Source organism: Pseudomonas sp. LBUM1643, from assembly GCF_059716215.1.
In genome coordinates this window covers 4,529,323-4,549,752 of sequence record NZ_CP166813.1, presented here as the reverse complement: position 1 = coordinate 4,549,752, position 20,430 = coordinate 4,529,323, and the positions used below count along the sequence as shown (strand labels likewise).

Here is a 20,430-nt window from a genome sequence, read left to right as displayed (position 1 = left end):
TGAGCTCATCCGGTCATTCAGAACGGAACCTGCCTGGTAAGGTGAATTTGCTATGCGTAAGGCATTCAAGTTGATTTTCAGTGTGTTCCTCGTTCCGTTGTCACTCAGCGTCCATGGCGCCGAAGTCAATGAAGCCAATACCCTGCGGCTGTACAACTGGGCGGATTACATTGGCGAAAAAACCATTTCGAATTTCGAAAAAGCCACCGGCATCCGAGTGATCTACGACACCTTCGATGCCTACGAAACGGTCCAGGCAAAGTTGCTCACCGGTCATTCCGGGTATGACCTGGTGGTACTGAATGCGTCCCTCGCGCCCCCCTTGATCACGGCCAAGGTCTTCCAGCCGCTGGATAAAAACCTGCTGCCGAGCTGGGCCAACCTTGATCCGAAAGTCTTGCAGGACTTGCAGGGCTTTGATGCCGGTACGCAGTACTCCGCGCCTTATACCTGGGGCAGCAACGGCATCACTTACAACGTCGACAAGATCAAGGAACGCATGCCGGACGCGCCGATCGGTTCGCTGGCGATGATCTTCGATCCGAAGATCGTCTCGCGTTTCGCCGATTGCGGCGTGACCCTGGTCGATGCGCCCACCGAGGTCATTCCGCTGGCCCTGAAGTACCTGGGACGAGACCCGCGAAGCGCCGCGCCGGCAGACCTCAAAGCCGCACAGGAATTGCTGTTGTCCGTGCGCCCCTACATCCGCAAGTTCGACTCGGTGAATTACCTGACCAGCCTGCCCAATGGCGACGTGTGCATGGCCATGACCTGGTCCGGCGACTACGCCACGGCCATGGCCCGCGCCGAAGAAGCCAAGCTCAACATCAAGCTGTCCTATTTCATTCCCAAGGAAGGTTCGCTGATCTGGTTTGACAACATGTACATCCCGGCGGATGCCCCGCATGTCGCCAACGCCCACAAGTTCCTCGACTACTTGATGCAGCCGCAAGTGATCGCCGACGTCACTGATTACATTCATTACGCCAACAGCAACGCGGCCGCCACGCCCCTGGTAAATGCCGAGGTGCGCAACAACCTGGCGATTTATCCCGATGACGCTACCCGTGAGCGCCTGTTTCCACAGAAGACCCAGGACGCCAAAGACATGCGCGCCATGACGCGGGTCTGGAGCACGGTAAAAAGCGGGATTTGATCGTTCAATTATTCAGTTTGAGGTTTTCGTATGGCCACTCCAACCCAGCACATTTTGTCCGCCACAGAAGAGGCCCGCCTGGTCAAGGCAGACAAGGCTCATTACATGCACGGCTATCACATGTTCGATGAACACGCCGAGCAGGGGTCGCTGAACATTGTTTCCGGCGACGGCGCCTATATTTTCGACACTCAGGGCAATCGTTTTCTCGACGCCGTGGGCGGCATGTGGTGCACCAATATCGGGCTGGGGCGGGAAGAAATGGCCTTGGCCATTGCCGACCAGGTCCGCCAGCTCGCCTATTCGAATCCGTTCTGCGACATGTCCAACAGCGTGGCCATTCAACTTTGCGAAAAACTCGCCAGCCTGGCTCCCGGTGACCTCGATCACGTATTCCTGACCACCGGTGGCTCGACGGCGGTGGACACTGCCTACCGGCTGATTCAGTACTATCAGAACTGCCGTGGCAAGCCGGAAAAGAAGCACATCATTGCCCGCTACAACGCCTATCACGGCTCGACAACGCTGACGATGTCGATTGGCAACAAGGCCGCCGACCGTGTCCCGGAATTCGACTACGCCCACGACCGCATCCACCATGTGTCCAACCCCAACCCATACCGCGCACCGGACGGCATGGACGAGGCGCAGTTCCTGGAGTTTCTGGTCAAGGAGTTCGAAGACAAGATCCTGGCCATTGGCGCGGACAAGGTTGCGGGCTTCTTCGCCGAGCCGATCATGGGGTCGGGCGGGGTGATCATTCCGCCCAAGGGCTACCTAAAACGCATGTGGGAAGTCTGCCAGCGCTACGACATCCTGTTCGTCGCCGACGAGGTGGTCACCTCTTTCGGGCGACTGGGCAAATTCTTTGCGTCCTACGACCTGTTCGATGTGCAGCCCGACATCATCACCACGGCCAAAGGCCTGACGTCCGCCTATCTGCCGCTGGGCGCCTGCATCTTTTCCGACCGCATCTGGAAGGTCATCGCGGAACCTGGCAAGGGCCGCTGCTTCAGCCACGGTTTTACCTACAGCGGGCACCCGGTGTGCTGCACGGCGGCGCTGAAAAACATCGAAATCATCGAGCGCGAACAGTTGCTGGAACATGTTGATGTGGTCGGCGCTTATCTGGAAGAACGCCTGGCGACACTCAGCGATTTGCCATTGGTGGGCGATGTGCGCTGCCAGAAGTTCATGGCCTGCGTGGAGTTTGTCGCCGACAAGCGCACCAAGGCGTTGTTTGCCGACGAGATCAACATCGGCGAGCGGATTCACTCCCGGGCACAGGCCAAGGGGTTGCTGGTGCGGCCGATCATGCACCTCAACGTGATGTCGCCGCCGCTGATCCTGACGTGCGCCCAGGTCGATGAGATCGTCGAGACCCTGCGCGTGTGCATTCTTGAAGTCGCCGCTGAACTTCAGGAAAGCGGCCAGTACCAGGGCCAATGACTTCGTCAGTCAGGCTTTTACCGGGAGCCGGCTCACCCGCTAGACTGCGGGGTATGAGCAAACCAAACGACGATACGTTGATCGCCTTGCCCTTCGGGGCACTGCATAAATGGCACGGGCAAATGCGCGAGGCATTTGCCCGTGTCGATGAGCCCGACGCGCTGCACTACCTGGCGTCGGCGTTCGGGCACCTGGTCGGTATCGAATCGGTGATGATCAGCCTGGAACACAAGGACCGCCCACCACAGTTGCTGTATCAGCGCGGCATTGCCGAGCAGTATCAGGTGTCGATCATCGAGCGCTATTTTTCCGGGGGGTATTTGCTCGATCCGTTCTGCCTGGCGGTGGAACAGGATTTGGCCCAAGGCTTCTACCACCTGGAAGAAATCGCACCGGACGACTTCTTCGACAGCGAGTATTACCGCACCTATTACTTGAAGGCGGGCTGTTCGGAGGACAGCTATTACATCGTCAACACGGGCAACGAGACGAAGATTTCGGTGAGCCTGTTTCAAGGTTTCAGCAATGAAAGCCTGCGGGTCGATCAACTGAACCTGCTGCGCGCGGTCGAACCCCTGGTAAGCGAATTCATCGGCGCATTCAGCCAACGCGGCATGCAGCGCATTGCCGAGATTCAGTGCGTTCAAGCGGTGGGCGAGGGGGATGATCTCAAGCAACGGGTGCAGTGGGCGTTCGAGCATTTCGGCAGCGACCTGCTGACAGACCGCGAGCGGGAAGTCGCGCACATGGTGCTCAGGGGGCACTCGGTGAAATCCACCGCCAGCCAGTTGGGCATATCACCAGAAACCGTGCGCATGCACCGCAAGAACCTGTACCTGAAGCTGGAGGTGGGTTCGCAGTCGGAGTTGTTCGCGTTGTTTATCGAGTGGTTGCGAAAACACTGAGAAGGGTGGTCGAGCACAGCCCAATGTGGGAGTGAGCCTGCTCGCGATGGCGGTGTGTCAGCTACCTTGATGTCGACTGACACACCATCGCGAGCAGGCTCGCTCCCACATTTGATCGGCGTTTGACCACAACATCTATGGTCAACCAGAAGCGCTGATCAGTCTTCGCGCTTAACCACCAACGTCAAAATGTCATAACTGGCCACCAGCTCACCCAGCTGATTGGTCACTTCGACATCCCAGGCCACCACCCCTTGCGGGATACCTTGCGGGCTCTTCTTGCCCTGGTCGATCTTGCGTTTGCAGGTCAGGCGCGCCTGGATCGTGTCGCCGATTCCCACCGGATTGATGAAGCGCAGCGTGTCCAGCCCGTAGTTGGCCAGCACCGGACCCGGCGCAGGCGACACGAACAGTCCCGCTGCCGCCGACAGCACGAAGTAACCGTGGGCGATGCGTTTGCCGAATTGCGATTCCTTGGCCGCGATCTCATCGAAATGCATGTAGAAGTGATCACCGGACAGGCAGCCGAAGTTCACCAGATCGGCTTCGGTCACGGTGCGACGATGGGTCAGCAGCGATTCGCCAATCTGCAGGTCCTGGAAGTGCCGACGGAACGGATGCACTTCGGTTTCGATGACCTTGGCGCCACGCACGTACTCACCGGTCACAGCCGCCAGCATGGTGGGCGAACCCTGTACGGCTGCACGTTGCAGGTAGTGCTTCACCGCGCGCAGGCCACCCAGTTCTTCACCGCCACCGGCACGACCCGGGCCGCCATGCTTGAGTTGTGGCAGCGGCGAGCCGTGGCCGGTGGATTCGGCGGCGGACTCGCGGTCAAGCACCAGCAAGCGACCGTGCCAGGCAGCGGCGACGGGGATGGCCTTGGCGGCAATCTGTGGGTCCTTGGTGATCAAACTGGCCACCAGGCTGCCTTTGCCGCGAGCCGCCAGCACCAGTGCTTCATCCAGATCGTCATAGGCCATCAGCGTGCTGACCGGGCCGAACGCTTCGATGTCGTGGGCGCCACCTTCGGCGTGCGGGTCGCGGGCCTGCAGCAATGTCGGGGCGAAGAATGCGCCTTGGTTGACGTTCTCACCGCGGGGTTCAAACCCGTCGCGGGCGCCGAACAGCATGTCGCTGCTTTGCAGCAGGCTTTCCAGACGCTCAGCGACGTCTTTCTGTTGATCGTGGGAAGCCAGTGCGCCCATGCGTACGCCTTCCACCGACGGGTCGCCGACCACGACTTTCTTCAACCTATCGCGCAATCGGGTCGCGACCGCATCGATGTGTCTGGCCGGCACGATGGCGCGGCGAATGGCGGTGCATTTCTGCCCGGCCTTGGTGGTCATCTCCCGGGCGACTTCCTTGATGAACAGCTCGAACTCTTCGTCATCCGGGGTCACGTCCGGGGCGAGGATTGCGCAGTTCAGCGAGTCGGCTTCGGCGTTGAACGGTACCGAGTTGCGGATCAGGTTCGGGTTGCCCCGCAGCTTGGCGGCGGTGTCGGCGGAACCGGTGAAGGTCACCACGTCCTGGCCTTGCAGGCGATCCAGCAAGTCACCCGTGCCGCCGATGATCAGTTGCAGACTGCCGGCCGGAAGCAGGCCGGATTCGTCCATCAGGCGCACCACGGCTTCGGTCAGGTAGCTGGTGGCGCTGGCCGGTTTGACGATGCACGGCATGCCGGCGAGGAAGCTCGGGGCGAATTTTTCCAGCATGCCCCAGATCGGGAAGTTGAAGGCATTGATGTGCACCGCCAGGCCGCCACGGGGCACCAGAATGTGGGTGCCGGCGAAGGTGCCCAGTTTGCTCAGTTGCATCGCCGGGCCTTCGTGGACGATGTTGCCCGATGGCAATTCCCGGGAGCCGAGGCTGGCGTAGGTGAACAGCGTGCTGTTGCCGCCTTCGATGTCGATCCAGCTGTCGGCGCGGGTGGCGCCGCTGTGATGAGAAATCGCGTAGAGCTGTTCCTTGCGCTCGCTCAGGTACAAGGCCAGTGCCTTGAGACGCTGGGCCCGCTGTTGGAAATCCAGCGCCATCAAACCGCTGACGCCCTGGCGACGACCGTGCTCGATGGCTTCGGCAAAGTCCGGACGCTCCTCATGGGTGCGTGCGATTTCGTGGCCGTCGATGGCACTGCGCAGCACCTGGGCACCGTGTTGGCCGATCCAGCGACCGGCGATGAAACTTTGCAGGGTAGGGGCGTGCAGTGTAGGTGAAGAGGACATCACGATTGCTCCAGATGATGATGAAAAGGTCTGGCGCAGCCGCAGCCGCGCCATTCAGGAATTACCAGAGCGCCACGGTGTAACCGACGATCAGCCGGTTCTCATCGAGGGCAGTAGTCAAGCCATTGCCGGAACGGAAGGTCACGTTGCGCCAGCGCAGGCTGACGTCCTTGAACACGCCGCTCTGGATGACGTAACTGATGTCGGTGTCGCGCTCCCATTCGCGGCCGTTATCGACGGCGCCGGCCTTGACGTTGCGACCATCGGTGTAGCGGGTCATGAAGGTCAGGCCGGGGATGCCTTGGGCGGCGAAGTCATAGTCGTAACGCAACTGCCAGGAGTCTTCGTCGGCGCGGGTGTAGGTGTTGTAGGTCACCAGGTTGACCACGTACGGGTCGCCGCCGTTGAGGAACGGGAACGCACTGTCGCCGGACAACTGCTGGTAGGTCGCACTCACTTTGTGCGCACCGTGAGACACGGTGAACATGCTGTTGAAGTTGCGGTTGTCGATGCGTCCGGCCCGCTCGGCACCGTCGCCCCGGCTGTCGAAATAACGCACGTCGCTGCGCAGATTGAAACCGTTGCCCAGCGGCTGGGTGTGCACCAGTCCGACAAATTGCTGGCGATAAATCTGTTCGAGCTTGCCGTAGTAGTAGCTCAGGTTCAGCTGCGGGCTGAAGGCGTAGGTGCCGCCCGCAAAGTCGAAGTGATCACTGCTGGCGGCGCCGTAACCGATGTCATCGTTGCTGGAGGAATCGCGCAGGTTGGCCTTGGTCAGGCGTCCGGCGTTCACCGTCAGGCCGCTGATTTCCTGGCTGGTCAGCAAGCCGCCTTCAAAGGTCGAACCCAACAGGCGGGTGTCGTTGTAAGTCGCCACCGGCAGCAAGGGTTGCAGGGTGCCGAGCTTCAATACGCTCCTGGACACCCGCACTTTGCCGGTCAGGCCCAGCTCGCTGAACTCGTCCGCAGGTTCATGGCTGTTCGGGCCAAAGGGCAACAGTCCGGTGCCCCGTCGATCCGGGCTGGAGTCGAGTTTCAGTCCCAACTCCCCCAGCGCATCGAGGCCGAACCCCAAGGTCCCATCGGTGAACCCGGACTCGATGCGCGCAGTGAATCCCTGCGCCCATTCTTCAGCCTTGGATTGGGCCGCATTGTCCTGGCGGAAATCGCGGTTGATGTAGTGGTTGCGCATCTCGATACGGGCCTTGCTGTCGCTGACGAAGTCGGCCATGGCGCTCGGTGCGACCATGGGCAGACTCAATGCAGCGGCTAACGAAAACAGTGATTCATAAGGAGCAGTACGTGCGGGCTTCATTGTTTTTATTCCCTGCCGTCAATCGTCGTTATTAGTGCTTGCTGGCGCCGGAGGCACCGATCCCGGTCATGGAGCGAATGAACTGCGCCAGGTAACGGCCGCGTTCAAGGGCTGCACGGGGTGAGGTGTCGGTGACGGAAAACAGCCAGGCACTCAAGAACGCCAGGCTCATCGAGAACAGCGCCGGGTTGGAGTACGGGAACAGGGCTTTTTCGTAGTGCAGGACGTTGACCCACACCGCCGGGCTCAGCACCAACAGGACAATGGCCGAGATCAACCCCGCCAGGCTGCCAGTGACCGCGCCGCGGGTGGTCAGGCCTTTCCAGTACATCGAAAGGAACAGCACCGGGAAATTCACCGAGGCGGCAATGGCCAGTACCAGGCCGGACAGGAACGCGATGTTTTGCGACTCGAACAGCAGGCCAAGGATGATTGCCAGAACGCCGATGCACAGGGTCGCAATGCGCGAAACACGGATTTCCTGCTGCTCCGTGGCCTGGCCCTTGCGAATCACGCAGGCATACAGGTCGTGAGACACCGCCGACGCGCCGGACAAGGCCAACCCGGCAACCACCGCCAGAATGGTGGCGAACGCGACCGCAGAAATGAAGCCCAGGAACAGGTTGCCGCCGACGGCTTGCGCGAGGTGCACGGCAATCATGTTGCCGCCGCCGATGATCGCGCCGTTGGCATCACGGAACGACGGATCGGTGCCGACCATGACGATCGCGCCGAAGCCGACGATGATCAGCAGCAGGTAGAAGTAGCCGATAAAACCGGTGGCGTAGAACACGCTTTTACGCGCCTCCTTGGCATCGCTGACGGTGAAGAATCGCATCAGGATATGCGGCAGACCGGCGGTGCCGAACATCATGCCCAACCCCAACGAGATCGCATCGATCGGGTTCGACAGCAAGCCGCCCGGCGCCATGATGGCGGTGCCTTTGGCGTGCACGGCGGTGGCGCTGGCGAACATCGCCTCGGTACTGAAACCGAAATGCTTGAGCACCATGAAGGCCATGAACGTGGTGCCGAACAGCAGCATCACGGCCTTGATGATCTGTACCCAGGTGGTGGCGAGCATGCCGCCGAAGGTCACGTAGAACACCATCAATACACCGACCAGCATGACCGCGTAGAGGTAGTCGATGCCGAACAGCAGTTCGATCAACTTGCCGGCGCCGACCATCTGCGCCACCAGGTACATCAGGGCCACGGTCAGGGTGCCGAAGGCTGACGTCAGGCGCACCGGGGTTTGTTCCAGGCGATAGGAGACCACGTCGGCGAAGGTGTATTTGCCAAGGTTGCGCAGGCGTTCGGCGATCAGGAAAAGAATGATCGGCCAGCCGGCCAATACGCCGAGGGCGTAGAGCAAACCGTCGTAGCCGTTGAGAAACATCATGGCGGAAATGCCCAGGAAGGACGCCGCCGAGATCATGTCGCCGGCAATGGCCAATCCGTTCTGGAACCCGGTCATGCCACCGCCCGCGGTGTAGAAATCGCTGGCGGAACGGGTGCGCAACGCTGCCCAGCGCGTCACGCCGAGGGTGAACAGCACGAACACCAGGAACATGCCGATGGCATTCCAGTTCAGCGGGCGGGACGCGCCGTCAGCGGCAACTGCCAGGTCGGTGACTACTGCCAATGGCAGCAGGAACAAGGCCATAAGACGGCTCATTGTGCGCACTCCTGCTTGAGTTTTTCGTTGAGCGGGTCGATGACGTTGTTGGCGCGATAGACGTAGAAACCGGTCAGGGCGAACGCCATCAAAACGATGACCACGCCCACCAGCATGCCGACGGTGGTCACACCGCCGCTCAGGGATTGGCCGAGGGTGGCGGGGGAGAAGGCCACCAACAGGACAAAGCCGAAATAAATCACCAGCATGATCAGCGACAGCGACCAGTACAGGTTCTGTTTTCGTCGGACCAGCTGGATGAAGTCGGGGTGCTGGCGGATGAGTTCTACGTCTTGTGGAGTCATGGCGCGCTCTCTGTTGTTGTTTTTGTTGTGGGGTGAAACATGTCTGCGGTTGAAACGAACTCTGTATGTAGCAGCTGCCGAGCCTGCGAGGCTGCGTTCGGCGGCGAAGCCGTCGTAACACCTGAATGCGCGGTCTTGCAGACAAACCGCATCGTCTAATTTCACGACGGCTTCGCCGCCGAACGCAGCCTCGCGGGCTCGGCAGCTGCTACAGGGCCCTTCGCTGTCATCAAAGCTGATCGAAATCCAGCACCACTTTGTCGCTGATCGGAAAGGCCTGGCACGACAGCACATAACCGGCCGCGACTTCGTAGTCTTCCAGGGCGTGGTTGCTGTCCATTTCCACCTCGCCTTCAATGACCTTGCACTTGCAGGTCGAGCACACGCCGGCCTTGCAGGAGTAGGGCAGTTCAGCGCCTTGGGCGTTGCCGGCATCGAGAATGCTTTGGCTGTTGCGCGGCAGGTCGAACGCCAGCGCACGACCGTCGCTGATCACCGTGATCTGGCTGACCGCGGCGTCCACCTGATGCGCTGCCTCCCGGGCTTCGCGTTTTTGCTGGCTGCCAGCGGCGGCGAACAATTCGAAGTGGATACGCTCCGGCGCCATGCCCTTGGCTTTGAGGCTGTCGCGTACGGTTTCGGTCATTTCCTGCGGGCCGCAGATAAAGGCGGCATCGAGGGCTTTGACGTCGAGCCAGCGGGAGAACAGTTGCTCGCATTTCTCGGCGTTGATCCGGCCGTTGTACAGGTCGACATCCTGCTGCTCGCGGCTGAACACGAAGATCAGGTTCAAGCGTTGCAGGTAGCGGTTTTTCAGGTCTTCGAGCTGTTCACGAAACAAGGCGCCGGAGCTTGAGCGGTTGCCGTACAGCAAGGTCACGCGGCTGTGCGGTTCGGTCTGCAGGGTGGTCTTGATGATCGACAGGATCGGCGTGATGCCACTGCCGGCGGCGACAGCCAGGTAGTTGCCATGGCGCGTCGGGTCGAGTTCGACGTGAAAGTGTCCGGCCGGTGGCATCACTTCCAGGCAGTGCCCGGCTTCCAGGTGTTCGTTGGCAAACGCCGAGAAACGCCCACCGACCACACGCTTGATGGCAATGCGCAGTTCACCGTCGTTGACGCCCGTGCAGATCGAGTAGGAGCGGCGCACTTCTTCGCCATCCATCTGGGTGCGCATCACCAGGTGCTGGCCCTGGGTGAAGTGAAAACTGTCCTGCAGGTGCTGCGGAATCTCGAAGGCGATGGACACCGCGTCACGGGTCTCGTTGCGCACGTCCTTGATGGTCAGGCTGTGAAATTTACTCATTATTGTTCTCCAGCTGGGACGGCCGATCGCCGCTCAGATGCACTTGAAATAGTCGAACGGTTCCAGGCAATCGCGGCAGCGATACAGCGCCTTGCACGCGGTGGAGCCGAATTCACTGAGCACTTCGGTGTGTGCGCTGCCGCATTGCGGGCAGGCGATTACCGGGCTTTCGCCGAGCAGGCTGCGTTTGCTCGTGCTGCCTTCGGGCGGCGCAATGCCGTAGGCGCGCAGGCGTTCACGACCGCTGTGGGTGATCCAGTCGGTGGTCCAGGCCGGGGTCAATTTGCGCTCCAGGAGCGGCGCCTTGAAGCCAGCCAGTTCCAGCGCGTCGCGGATGTCGCTTTCGATCACTTCGGTGGCGGGGCAACCGGAGTAGGTCGGCGTGACCACCACGTGCAAGTGCCCGGCCCGCCAGTCGAGATCGCGCACAATCCCCAGGTCGACCACGCTGACCACCGGCACTTCCGGGTCCATGACCTGCGCCAATGTCGCCCACGCGGCCGCCAGGTCACTCGGCTGAGCCGGCCGGGCGCCCTGGTCGCTGGCGATCAGCTCACCAGGTTGCATCGGGGTACGCTCGTGGCAGGAACTGCATCTCGGCCAGCAGGATGCCGAGGTGTTCGGAGTGCAGGCCCTTGCGTGCATCCAGATAGAAATAGCTGGGCGCCGGGGGCACGGGCAGGGTGGCGCGGGCAAAGGTTTCGCTGACGGTTTTTTGCCAGGCAGCGGCGACTTCTGCGGCGGCCGGGATGAGGCCGGCTTCGCACAGGCGTTGTTCGCTGTCGTCGGCGCTGGTCAGTTCGACGGTGAAGCGCCAGACCTCGGGGATGGCCGCGAGCATGCGCTGGTGGCTGTCTTCGGTGCCGTCTCCGAGGCGCTCGACCCACTCGCCGGAGCGGCGCAAGTGATAGGTCACTTCCTTGACGGCTTTGGCGGCGATTCCGGCAATGCGTTCATCGCTGGACTGGCTCAGGCCGGTCAGCACTTGCAGGTGCCAGGCGTCATACAGAAATTGCTTGAGGATAGTGACGGCGTAGTCGCCGTTGGGTTGCTCCACCAGCAACAGGTTGCGGTACGCGCGCTCGTCTCGACGGAATGCCAGGTGATCGGCATCGCGACCGTCGTTCAGCAATTCGGCGGCGTATTCCAGCCAGTTGCGGGCCTGGCCGACGAGGTCGAGGCCGACATTCATCAGCGCCAGTTCCTCTTCCAGCGCCGGGGCCTTGCCGCACCATTGGCACAGGCGCTGGCCCTGGATCAGGGCGCTGTCGCCGAGGCGCAGCAGGTATTCGATCAGATCAGTCTGGTTATTCATGGTCGACCTCACATGTGCCCGACTTCAGCCGGCAACTCGTAGAAGCTGGCGTGGCGATAGACCTTGTCGTCCGCCGGGTCGAACAGCGGGTCTTTTTCATCCGGCGAGGACGCGGTGATCAGCGCCGACGGCACGACCCACAGGCTCACGCCTTCGCTGCGACGGGTGTACAGCTCGCGCGCGTTCTCGATGGCCATGGTGGTGTCGGCGGCATGCACGCTGCCGACATGCTTGTGGTTGAGGCCGTGCTTGCTGCGCACGAAGACTTCAAAAAGGGTCCATTCGGACATGACGGTGTCTCCAGATCAGGTGGCCGAATCAGGCGGCGTTCTTGTTTTGTTTTTTGCGAGCGTGGGCGACCGCGGCTTCACGAACCCAGGCGCCGTCTTCGATGGCTTTGCGGCGGGTGGACACGCGCTCCTGGTTGCACGGGCCGTTGCCCTTGAGCACTTCGTAGAACTCGCTCCACTGGATCTCGCCGAAGTCGTAGTGGCCGCGCTCGGCGTTCCACTTCAGGTCCGGGTCGGGGCAGGTGCAGCCCAGCAGTTCCAGCTGCGGGATGGTCTGGTCGATGAAGCGCTGGCGCAGTTCGTCGTTGCTCTGGCGCTTGATTTTCCAGGCCATGGACTGGGCACTGTTGGGCGAGTGTTCGTCGCTTGGACCGAACATCATCAGCGACGGCCACCACAGGCGGTTGATCGCGTCCTGGACCATGTCTTTTTGCGCCTGATTACCGTGACGCATCATGGTCAGGAGGATTTCGTAGCCCTGGCGCTGGTGAAAACTTTCTTCCTTGCAGATGCGCACCATGGCTCGGGAATACGGGCCGTATGACGTTCGTTGCAACACCACCTGATTGACGATCGCGGCGCCATCCACCAACCAGCCCACGGCGCCCATGTCAGCCCAGTTCAGCGTCGGGTAATTGAAGATGCTGGAGTACTTGGCCTTGCCGCTGTGCAGCTTGGCGATTTCTTCGTCGCGGTCAGCGCCGAGGGTCTCCATGGCGCTGTAGAGGTAGAGGCCGTGACCGGCTTCGTCCTGAATCTTGGCCATCAGTTGCAGTTTGCGTTTGAGCGTAGGGGCGCGGGTGACCCAGTTGCCTTCGGGCAGCATGCCGACGATTTCGGAGTGAGCGTGTTGGGAAATCTGCCGGATCAGGGTCTGGCGATAGGCATCAGGCATCCAGTTTTTAGCTTCGATCTTGATTTCTGAATCGATTTTTTCCTGGAAAGCGCGTTCCTGTTCGGACATTTCCGACAGGTCCTTGATGCGCTTGACGCCTGTTTCTACGAGCTGTGCGTACATGGGGGTCTCCCGCCGTGAATCTGTTTGTTGGCATGGAGAACTTTATAAGCGATACAGAAATTAATATCAAACACAAAATAACGTGTCGTGTTTGTTTTTTGTATCGCTTTGGGATGTGGGGTCTTGGGTTGGGGTGTTTTCGTAGGAGCAAAACCTGCTCGCGATCACGGCCTGATAGACGATGAGTATTCCCCTCATGCACCCGGATCAAACTGTGGGAGCTGGCTTGCCGGCGATGGCGGCCTCACAGCGATCGATATTTTCCTGATGCACCTGGATCAAACTGTGGGAGTGAGCCTGCTCGCGATGGCGGCCTGATAGCCGACAGGTTTCTTCCAGATGTACCCGGATCAAACTGTGGGAGCTGGCTTGCCAGCGATGGCGGCCTGTCAGGCGATGAGTTTCCTGCAGGTGTACATATCCATTCCTGCGGTCACGGCCGCTATTGGTTTCGCTCTTACAGCGAGTCACTTGGAGGAGCGCCAAGTAACCAAACGCTCTTGCCCCTTTCGTCCGGTGCCTCGCCTGGGCTCGGCATACCCTCGCTCCGGTCCTGCTCCGTGGGCCCGCCGCGATCGGCCATCCATGGCCGTGCGCGGCTAACCCGGCATCCTTGCCGGGTTACCCACTGCGCAGAACCTGCGCTCGGCCTGCCGAGGGGGCAAGAAAATCAAAATCAAAAGCAGATCAAAAACAAAGCGAGGCGGCCTGACAGCCGACCTGACGCTTCAGACCTGCGCGTTTTCCTGTGGGAGTGAGCCTGCTCGCGATGGCGGCCTGATAGCCGACAGGTTTCTTCCAGATGTACCCGGATCAAACTGTGGGAGCTGGCTTGCCAGCGATGGCGGCCTGTCAGGCGATGAGTTTCCTGCAGGTGTACATATCCATTCCTGCGGTCACGGCCGCTATTGGTTTCGCTCTTACAGCGAGTCACTTGGAGGAGCGCCAAGTAACCAAACGCTCTTGCCCCTTTCGTCCGGTGCCTCGCCTGGGCTCGGCATACCCTCGCTCCGGTCCTGCTCCGTGGGCCCGCCGCGATCGGCCATCCATGGCCGTGCGCGGCTAACCCGGCATCCATGCCGGGTTGCCCACTGCGCAGAACCTGCGCTCGGCCTGCCGAGGGGGCAAGAAAATCAAAATCAAAAGCAGATCAAATGCCAAAGCGAGGCGGCCTGCCAGCCGACCTGACGTTTAGGCGTTCCCCCCGCTTTTCGTTATCCCTGTAGGAGCTGTCGAGTGAAACGAGGCTGCGATCTTTTGACTTGGTTTTTTAAGGCAAGATCAAAAGATCGCAGCCTCGTTTCACTCGACAGCTCCTACAGGGTGGCGTTTTTTCCAATGATATCTCGTCATCGTTAACCTCCATCGCGGGCAAGCTCAGCTCCCACAGGGAAACACGCAGGCTTCAAGCGTCAGGCCGGCTGGCAGGCCGCCTCGCTTTGCTCTTGATTTTGATCTCGGGCGCCCCGTTAAACCACGCTGGCCGAACGCAGGTCTTGCGCAGCGGGTAAACCGGCAAGGATGCCGGTTTAGCCGCGCTGGGCCAGGGAAGGCCCATCGCGGCGACCCGCGGAGCAATGCCGGAGTGAGGGCACACCGAGCTTAGGCGAGGTGCCAAGTGGTGGGGCAAGAGCGTTTGGGTTACTTTTGACTGGGCCGGCATTCCGGCTCTTTCAAAAGTGACTCGCTGTAAAAGCGAAACCCATAGCGGTCGTTACCGCAGGAATGGATATGTAAACCCTCAAAACCTCATAGCCTGTCAGGCTGCCATCGCGAGCAGGCTTACTCCCACAGTTTGATCCGGGTTCATCAGGGAAATACCCATCGGCTGTCAGGCCGCCATCGCCGGCAAGCCAGCTCCCACAGTTTGATCCGGTACATCAGGGAAATACGCATACCCTGTCAGGCCGCCATCACTGGCAAGCCAGTTCCCACAGGGGAATCATTCGGTATAAGGACCGAGCCAATAGCCGCCGCGCCCGCAAAAAAAACCCCGCAAGAGCGGGGCTGTAAAGGGTGCAGCAGTCATGCTTTAGGGCGTTTGTCCATCACGTGGCACGCTTTGCCCTCGGAGCGCTTGATCGAATGCAGAGGTTGCAAAACGATCCGCGAACTGATCCCGATGTACGTCTTGATATGCCGACTCAGCTCGCCACAGACGGCCTTCTGCTGATCGTCACTCAAATGCTGATGCTCTGCCTTCAACTCCACATGCACATCAACGCTGTCCAGGTTCCCGTTGCGATACAGATGAATCTCATAACACTCTGAAAGCTGTTTGATTTTCAGCACCTGTTCTTCGATCTGCGTTGGAAACACGTTAACTCCGCGAATGATCAGCATGTCATCGCTACGCCCGGTGATCTTGTCGATCCGCCGCATCGGTCGTGCGGTCCCCGGCAGCAGGCGCGTGAGGTCGCGGGTGCGGTAGCGGATCATCGGCAGGGCTTCTTTGCTGAGGGAGGTGAACACCAGCTCGCCCATTTGCCCGTCCGGCAGCACTTCACCGGTAATCGGATCGATGATTTCCGGGTAGAAGTGGTCTTCCCAGATCGTCGGCCCGTCCTTGGTTTCCGCGCATTCCATGGCGACGCCCGGCCCCATGATTTCCGACAGGCCGTAGATGTCCAGCGCAGTAATGCCCAGGCGGTTCTCGATGGCGCTGCGCAGTTCGCCGGTCCAGGGCTCGGCGCCGAAGATGCCGAGGCGCAGGGCCAGTTTGTGCGGGTCGATGCCCTGGCGCTCGATTTCGTCCGCGATGTTGAGCATGTAGGACGGCGTGACCATGATGATGTCCGGCTGGAAATCCTTGATCAGTTGCACCTGTTTCTCGGTCTGGCCGCCGGACATCGGGATGACCGTGCAACCCAGACGTTCGGCGCCGTAGTGGGCGCCCAGACCGCCGGTGAACAGGCCGTAGCCATAGGAAATGTGCACCTTGTCGCCGCGTCGGCCACCGGCTGCGCGGATCGAACGGGCGACGACGTTGGCCCAGGTGTCGATGTCGTTCTGGGTGTAACCCACAACCGTTGGTTTGCCGGTGGTGCCACTCGATGCGTGCAGGCGGACCACGTCGTGCATCGGGACCGCAAACATGCCGTACGGGTAGTTGTCGCGCAGGTCGGTCTTGGTGGTGAACGGAAACTTCGCCAGGTCTTCCAGGGATCTGATGTCGTCGGGATGAACGCCCAGGGCATCGAAACGCTGACGGTACAACGGCACATTGTTGTAGGCGTGGTTCAGGCTCCAGCGCAGGCGGTCCAGCTGATGGTGACGCAGTTCGTCGACGCTGGCGGTTTCCAGCGGGTCCAGCTGTGGATCAAGCACGGCGTTGGCAATTGGCATGTTCATGATTTCACTCGAATTGTTTTTGTGTTTCAGCCCTTTCGCAGAAGGGCTTTGAGTGCATGCCCCAAGGATACCTCTCGGCTCCTCGGGAATCGCGGTTCTTTAGTCGGACAAACGCTCGATGATCAGCGCGATGCCCTGGCCCACGCCGATGCACATGGTGCACAAGGCATAGCGACCGTTACGTTCTTCCAGCTCGTGCAGGGCGGTCGTCACCAGCCGTGCACCGCTCATACCCAGTGGATGGCCGAGGGCAATCGCGCCGCCGTTGGGGTTGACCCGCGGATCGGTGTCGCTCAAGCCGAGTTCGCGCAGCACCGCCAGACCTTGTGCGGCAAAGGCTTCGTTGAGTTCGATCACGTCCATGTCGGCGAGGCTCAGGTTGGCCAGTTCCAGCACCTTGCGCGTCGCGGGTACCGGGCCGATGCCCATGATGCGCGGCTCGACGCCCGCCGTGGCCATGGCCACAACGCGGCCTCGGGCTTTGAGGCCATGACGCCTGGCGATTTCCGGGCTGGCGAGCAACAGCGCACAGGCACCGTCGTTGACCCCGGAGGCGTTGCCGGCAGTGATGCTGCCACCTTCGCGAAACGGCGTGCCGAGTTTCTGCAGCTGTTCGAGGGTGGTGTCGCCACGGGGATGCTCGTCATGCTCGACGACCTTGGCCGGACCTTTGCGCTGCGGGATCTCCACGGCGACGATTTCCTTGGCCAGGCGCCCGCTGGCCTGAGCGGCGGCGGCCCGTTGCTGACTGCGTAGCGCGAAGGCGTCCTGGTCTGCGCGGGAGATGTTGAACTGCTCGGCGACGTTCTCGGCGGTCTCCGGCATGGAGTCGATGCCGAAGGTTTTTTTCATCAGCGGATTGACGAAGCGCCAGCCGATCGTGGTGTCGTACATCTGCGCGTCGCGGGAAAACGCCTGCTCGGCCTTGCCCATCACCAGCGGTGCACGGGACATCGATTCAACGCCGCCCACCAGCATCAAACCGGCTTCACCACAACGAATCGCCCGGGCTGCCGTGCCAATGGCATCCAGCCCGGAACCGCACAAGCGGTTGAGGGTGGTGCCCGGCACCGTGACCGGCAACCCGGCCAACAGCGCCGACATGCGCGCCACGTTGCGGTTGTCTTCGCCGGCCTGGTTCGCGCAGCCGTAGATCACATCGTCCACCGCGTTCCAGTCGACATGCGGATAACGGCGCAGCAGTTCACGCAGCGGCACGGCGCCGAGGTCGTCGGCGCGCACGCTGCTCAAGGCGCCTGCGTAACGGCCGATCGGGGTCCGCACTGCGTCGATGATCAAGGCGTCATTCATTCGGGTTCTCCTGCGCGAGCACTGTCCCGCGCACTTTGTAGGATTTGCCATGGAACAGCGCGATCAGCTGGCCCTGTTGGTTTTCTATGCGTACGTCGTAGTTGCCGGTGCGGCCGGAGCGGCTTTGTTCGATGCAATCGGCAGTCAGTGTGTCGCCCAGATGTGCCGGGGCGATGTAGTCGATGCTGCAACCAATGGCCACCGTGGCGTCGTTGTAGCTGTTGCAGGCGAAGGCAAATGCCGAGTCGGCGAGAGCAAACAGGTAGCCGCCGTGGCAGGTGCCGTGACCTTGAATCATGTCGGCGCGCACGCTCATGCCGACACGGGCACAACCGGGCGCGGCGGAGAGCAGGCGCATGCCCATGGCCTGGCTGGCGGCGTCGCGCTTGAGCATGGTTTGGGCGCACTGGCTGGCCAGGTTCATGGCTTCGTGGTTAGTCATGGAACGTTCTCCCTTCGGCGACCCGGCGACGCAGCAGCAGCGACGGGCGATAGCGTTCTTCGCCGTAACCGGCGTGCAGGTTTTCCAGTACGGTCAGGATGTGCGAAAGCCCGATGGCATCGGCCCAGGCCAGCGGGCCCTGGGGATAATTGACCCCGGCGCGCATGGCCAGATCGACGTCGGCGGCCGAAGCCACGCCTTGCAGCACGGCGTCGGCGGCTTCGTTGGCGAGCATCGCGACCGTGCGCAACACGGCCAGGGCCGGGCTGTCGCTGAGTCGGCTGACGGTGAAACCAGCGCGTTGCAGCAGGGCGACCCCCTGGTCCAGCGCGGAGTCGGTGATATCGGCTGAGCAACTGATGGCAATCCGTTTGGCCTGACCGTAGTCAAACGCCAGATCAAGCAGGATCAGATTGCGCAGGCCGTCTTCCGCAGCCCGTTGGCAGGCCATGCGCCCGTCACTCAAGGCCAGCACCGCATCGCCGACCCGCAACAGGCCTTGGCCGTCGCGCTGGATAACGTCGATGCCGTGGTCAAGCAAGCGCGGGATCAGTGCGTTGGCGATGCCGAGATTACCCTCCACAACAGCGGTTTCAACGGCTGCATTGCTGCTGATTTCGATCGGATCAGGGCGGGAAGCGCCTTCGGCATAGCTGTAAAACCCCTGACCGCTTTTACGCCCCAGCCGGCCAGCCTCGACCAGTTCTTTCTGGATCAGCGAAGGCAGAAAACGTGTGTCGCCGTAGTAGGCGTCGAACACCGAACAGGTCACTGCGTAGTTGACGTCATGGCCGATCAGATCGGTCAGCTCGAATGCGCCCATCGCAAAGCCACCGGCATCGCGCATCAACGCATCCAGCGTCGGACAGTCGGCGGCGCCTTCCTGCAGCAGGCGCAGGCTTTCGGCATAGAACGGGCGCGCGACACGGTTGACGATGAAGCCCGGCGTCGAACGGGTGTGCACCGGTTTTTTGCCCCAGGCGTTGGCGGTGTCGTACAGGCATTCGGCGAGCGCTGGATCGCTGGCCAGGCCCGAGACGATTTCCACCAGCGCCATGATCGGTGCGGGGTTGAAGAAGTGCAGGCCGAGCAGGCGTTGAGGATGATTCAGCTGCGCGGCGATGCTGGTGATCGACAGCGACGAGGTGTTGCTGGCGAGGATGCACCGTTCGCCGCAGACACTTTCCAGTTGGCGAAACAGTGCACGTTTGACCTCAAGGTTTTCGACGATGGCTTCGATGACCAACTCGCAATCGACCAGCGCTTCGATGGCTTCCACGGCGTGCAGGCGGGCGATCGTCGCCATCCGTGCCTCGCTTGAAAGCTTGCCTTTCTCGACGCGCTTGCCCAACTGCCGGTCAATACCTTCGATGGCCTGTGCGGCGGCGCCCGGACGGTTGTCCAGCAGCAACACCTGATGGCCGGCCTGTGCGGCGACCTGAGCGATACCGGCGCCCATGGCCCCGGCGCCGATCACCGCGATACGAGCGTTTGTGTTCAGTGCCGTCATGACTCAGCGCCCCTTGAAACTTGGGCTGCGTTTTTCCATGAAGGCGCCGACGCCTTCACGGTAGTCCTCACTGCGCCCGGCCAGACGCTGCAGGTCCTTTTCGAGTTCGAGCTGTTCGTCGAAGGTGTTGCTCAGGCTCGCATTCAAGCTGCGTTTGATCAGCGCCAGGCCATACGTCGGTTGCGTGGCCAGATGGCGGGCGAGGGTCAAGGCTTCGGCGCGCAGTTCGGCGTCATCCACCACGCGGTAGATCAGCCCCCATTGCTCGGCCTGTTCGGCGCTCAGGCGATTGCCCAGCAAGGCCAGGGCCTTGGCGCGGGCCATGCCAACCAGGCGCGGCAAAGTCCAGGTGCCGCCGGAATCCGGGATCAAACCGATCTTGCAGAAGGCTTGAATGAAACTGGCCGAACGCGCCGCCAACACCAGATCGCACGCCAGCGGGATGTTGGCGCCGGCACCGGCGGCGACACCGTTGACCGCGCAGATGACCGGCAGCGGCAGGTCGCGCAATTGGCGGATCAGGGGGTTGTAGAACTTCTCGATGGACTCACCCAGATCCGGCACGGCACTGCCCGGCGCGACGTTGCGGTCGCTGAGGTCTTGCCCGGCACAGAAGCCGCGGCCTTCACCGGTGAGCAGCAGGACGCGCACGTCCGGGTTCTGCCGCACCTGCTTCAGCGCCTCCTTGACCTCGCCATGCATCTGCGTATTGAAGCTGTTGAGCTGGTCCGGCCGATTGAGGCTGAGCAGGGCGACACCGGCCTCGATGGAAAACAGGATGTGTTCGAAGTTCATGGTCATGGCGCTCTCTGAGAAATCGTTCGCGGCTTTTTTAGGTGATGAGGGATGAC

General features: G+C 61.2%; 17 protein-coding genes. 3 read left to right on the top strand and 14 right to left on the bottom strand.

Features of this window, described 5'->3' with window-relative positions; all coding sequences use genetic code 11:
* Positions 1-52: 52 nt before the first annotated feature.
* From ACA063_RS20545 to ACA063_RS20535, 3 genes are read left to right on the top strand one after another with little or no spacing between them, the layout of a single operon-like run.
* Positions 53-1,156, top strand: a complete 1,104-nt coding sequence (locus ACA063_RS20545; protein WP_497663147.1) for a polyamine ABC transporter substrate-binding protein — start codon at positions 53-55, stop codon at positions 1,154-1,156.
* A 30-nt stretch (positions 1,157-1,186) separates the two neighbouring features.
* A complete protein-coding gene (locus ACA063_RS20540) occupies positions 1,187-2,605 on the top strand; it encodes an aminotransferase (protein WP_497663146.1) in 1,419 nt (472 codons plus the stop codon).
* Positions 2,602-3,510 (top strand): helix-turn-helix transcriptional regulator, encoded by a 909-nt coding sequence (locus ACA063_RS20535; RefSeq protein WP_497663145.1) that lies wholly within the window; start codon positions 2,602-2,604, stop codon positions 3,508-3,510. Before ACA063_RS20540 ends, ACA063_RS20535 begins: the two co-directional genes overlap by 4 nt.
* Before the next feature lie 158 nt (positions 3,511-3,668).
* On the opposite strand, the gene paaZ is transcribed toward ACA063_RS20535, so the two are convergent.
* The 14 genes from paaZ to paaG form a co-directional block, all read right to left on the bottom strand.
* A complete protein-coding gene (gene paaZ / locus ACA063_RS20530; RefSeq protein WP_497663144.1) occupies positions 3,669-5,738 on the bottom strand; it encodes a phenylacetic acid degradation bifunctional protein PaaZ in 2,070 nt (689 codons plus the stop codon).
* Positions 5,739-5,799: 61 nt separating this feature from the next.
* Entirely contained in the window at positions 5,800-7,053 is a 1,254-nt protein-coding gene (locus ACA063_RS20525; protein WP_497663143.1) for an OprD family porin, read from the bottom strand.
* A gap of 31 nt (positions 7,054-7,084) precedes the next feature.
* Positions 7,085-8,731 (bottom strand): cation acetate symporter, encoded by a 1,647-nt coding sequence (locus ACA063_RS20520; RefSeq protein ID WP_497663142.1) that lies wholly within the window; start codon positions 8,729-8,731, stop codon positions 7,085-7,087.
* Positions 8,728-9,036: a DUF485 domain-containing protein gene (locus tag ACA063_RS20515; RefSeq protein WP_162440988.1), complete on the bottom strand. Its 309-nt coding sequence runs from the start codon at positions 9,034-9,036 to the stop codon at positions 8,728-8,730. Before ACA063_RS20515 ends, ACA063_RS20520 begins: the two co-directional genes overlap by 4 nt.
* A gap of 229 nt (positions 9,037-9,265) precedes the next feature.
* Positions 9,266-10,342: a 1,2-phenylacetyl-CoA epoxidase subunit PaaE gene (gene paaE / locus ACA063_RS20510; RefSeq protein WP_497663141.1), complete on the bottom strand. Its 1,077-nt coding sequence runs from the start codon at positions 10,340-10,342 to the stop codon at positions 9,266-9,268.
* 33 nt (positions 10,343-10,375) lie between these two features.
* Entirely contained in the window at positions 10,376-10,909 is a 534-nt protein-coding gene (paaD, locus tag ACA063_RS20505) for a 1,2-phenylacetyl-CoA epoxidase subunit PaaD (protein WP_497663140.1), read from the bottom strand.
* A complete protein-coding gene (paaC, locus tag ACA063_RS20500) occupies positions 10,896-11,657 on the bottom strand; it encodes a 1,2-phenylacetyl-CoA epoxidase subunit PaaC (protein WP_497663139.1) in 762 nt (253 codons plus the stop codon). The genes paaD and paaC overlap by 14 nt, the downstream gene beginning before the upstream one ends.
* Before the next feature lie 8 nt (positions 11,658-11,665).
* A complete protein-coding gene (paaB, locus tag ACA063_RS20495; RefSeq protein WP_003208899.1) occupies positions 11,666-11,947 on the bottom strand; it encodes a 1,2-phenylacetyl-CoA epoxidase subunit PaaB in 282 nt (93 codons plus the stop codon).
* 28 nt (positions 11,948-11,975) lie between these two features.
* On the bottom strand, positions 11,976-12,965 hold the full coding sequence (gene paaA, locus ACA063_RS20490) for a 1,2-phenylacetyl-CoA epoxidase subunit PaaA (protein ID WP_162440992.1): 990 nt from the start codon (positions 12,963-12,965) through the stop codon (positions 11,976-11,978).
* A gap of 2,025 nt (positions 12,966-14,990) precedes the next feature.
* Positions 14,991-16,316, bottom strand: coding sequence for a phenylacetate--CoA ligase PaaK (gene paaK / locus ACA063_RS20485; RefSeq protein WP_497663138.1), 1,326 nt, complete (start codon positions 16,314-16,316; stop codon positions 14,991-14,993).
* A gap of 99 nt (positions 16,317-16,415) precedes the next feature.
* A complete protein-coding gene (pcaF, locus tag ACA063_RS20480; protein WP_497663137.1) occupies positions 16,416-17,627 on the bottom strand; it encodes a 3-oxoadipyl-CoA thiolase in 1,212 nt (403 codons plus the stop codon).
* Positions 17,620-18,069 carry a hydroxyphenylacetyl-CoA thioesterase PaaI gene (paaI, locus tag ACA063_RS20475; RefSeq protein WP_497663136.1) on the bottom strand — a complete coding sequence of 150 codons (450 nt, stop codon included), beginning with the start codon at positions 18,067-18,069 and terminating at the stop codon, positions 17,620-17,622. Before paaI ends, pcaF begins: the two co-directional genes overlap by 8 nt.
* Positions 18,062-19,579, bottom strand: a complete 1,518-nt coding sequence (paaH, locus tag ACA063_RS20470; protein ID WP_497663135.1) for a 3-hydroxyacyl-CoA dehydrogenase PaaH — start codon at positions 19,577-19,579, stop codon at positions 18,062-18,064. Before paaH ends, paaI begins: the two co-directional genes overlap by 8 nt.
* A gap of 3 nt (positions 19,580-19,582) precedes the next feature.
* Positions 19,583-20,374 (bottom strand): 2-(1,2-epoxy-1,2-dihydrophenyl)acetyl-CoA isomerase PaaG, encoded by a 792-nt coding sequence (paaG, locus tag ACA063_RS20465; protein ID WP_194692560.1) that lies wholly within the window; start codon positions 20,372-20,374, stop codon positions 19,583-19,585.
* Positions 20,375-20,430: the final 56 nt, after the last annotated feature.

What these genes read in the sequence shown, in the direction of transcription:
- ACA063_RS20525 (WP_497663143.1), bottom strand. Translation starts at nt 7,053, where the DNA reads ATGAAGCCCGCACGTACTGCTCCTTATGAATCACTGTTTTCGTTAGCC.
- paaD (WP_497663140.1), bottom strand. Translation starts at nt 10,909, where the DNA reads ATGCAACCTGGTGAGCTGATCGCCAGCGACCAGGGCGCCCGGCCGGCT.
- paaA (WP_162440992.1), bottom strand. Translation starts at nt 12,965, where the DNA reads ATGTACGCACAGCTCGTAGAAACAGGCGTCAAGCGCATCAAGGACCTG.
- paaE (WP_497663141.1), bottom strand. Translation starts at nt 10,342, where the DNA reads ATGAGTAAATTTCACAGCCTGACCATCAAGGACGTGCGCAACGAGACC.
- paaK (WP_497663138.1), bottom strand. Translation starts at nt 16,316, where the DNA reads ATGAACATGCCAATTGCCAACGCCGTGCTTGATCCACAGCTGGACCCG.
- paaC (WP_497663139.1), bottom strand. Translation starts at nt 11,657, where the DNA reads ATGAATAACCAGACTGATCTGATCGAATACCTGCTGCGCCTCGGCGAC.
- paaZ (WP_497663144.1), bottom strand. Translation starts at nt 5,738, where the DNA reads ATGTCCTCTTCACCTACACTGCACGCCCCTACCCTGCAAAGTTTCATC.
- ACA063_RS20515 (WP_162440988.1), bottom strand. Translation starts at nt 9,036, where the DNA reads ATGACTCCACAAGACGTAGAACTCATCCGCCAGCACCCCGACTTCATC.
- ACA063_RS20545 (WP_497663147.1), top strand. Translation starts at nt 53, where the DNA reads ATGCGTAAGGCATTCAAGTTGATTTTCAGTGTGTTCCTCGTTCCGTTG.
- paaI (WP_497663136.1), bottom strand. Translation starts at nt 18,069, where the DNA reads ATGACTAACCACGAAGCCATGAACCTGGCCAGCCAGTGCGCCCAAACC.
- paaH (WP_497663135.1), bottom strand. Translation starts at nt 19,579, where the DNA reads ATGACGGCACTGAACACAAACGCTCGTATCGCGGTGATCGGCGCCGGG.
- paaG (WP_194692560.1), bottom strand. Translation starts at nt 20,374, where the DNA reads ATGAACTTCGAACACATCCTGTTTTCCATCGAGGCCGGTGTCGCCCTG.
- ACA063_RS20520 (WP_497663142.1), bottom strand. Translation starts at nt 8,731, where the DNA reads ATGAGCCGTCTTATGGCCTTGTTCCTGCTGCCATTGGCAGTAGTCACC.
- paaB (WP_003208899.1), bottom strand. Translation starts at nt 11,947, where the DNA reads ATGTCCGAATGGACCCTTTTTGAAGTCTTCGTGCGCAGCAAGCACGGC.
- ACA063_RS20535 (WP_497663145.1), top strand. Translation starts at nt 2,602, where the DNA reads ATGACTTCGTCAGTCAGGCTTTTACCGGGAGCCGGCTCACCCGCTAGA.
- pcaF (WP_497663137.1), bottom strand. Translation starts at nt 17,627, where the DNA reads ATGAATGACGCCTTGATCATCGACGCAGTGCGGACCCCGATCGGCCGT.
- ACA063_RS20540 (WP_497663146.1), top strand. Translation starts at nt 1,187, where the DNA reads ATGGCCACTCCAACCCAGCACATTTTGTCCGCCACAGAAGAGGCCCGC.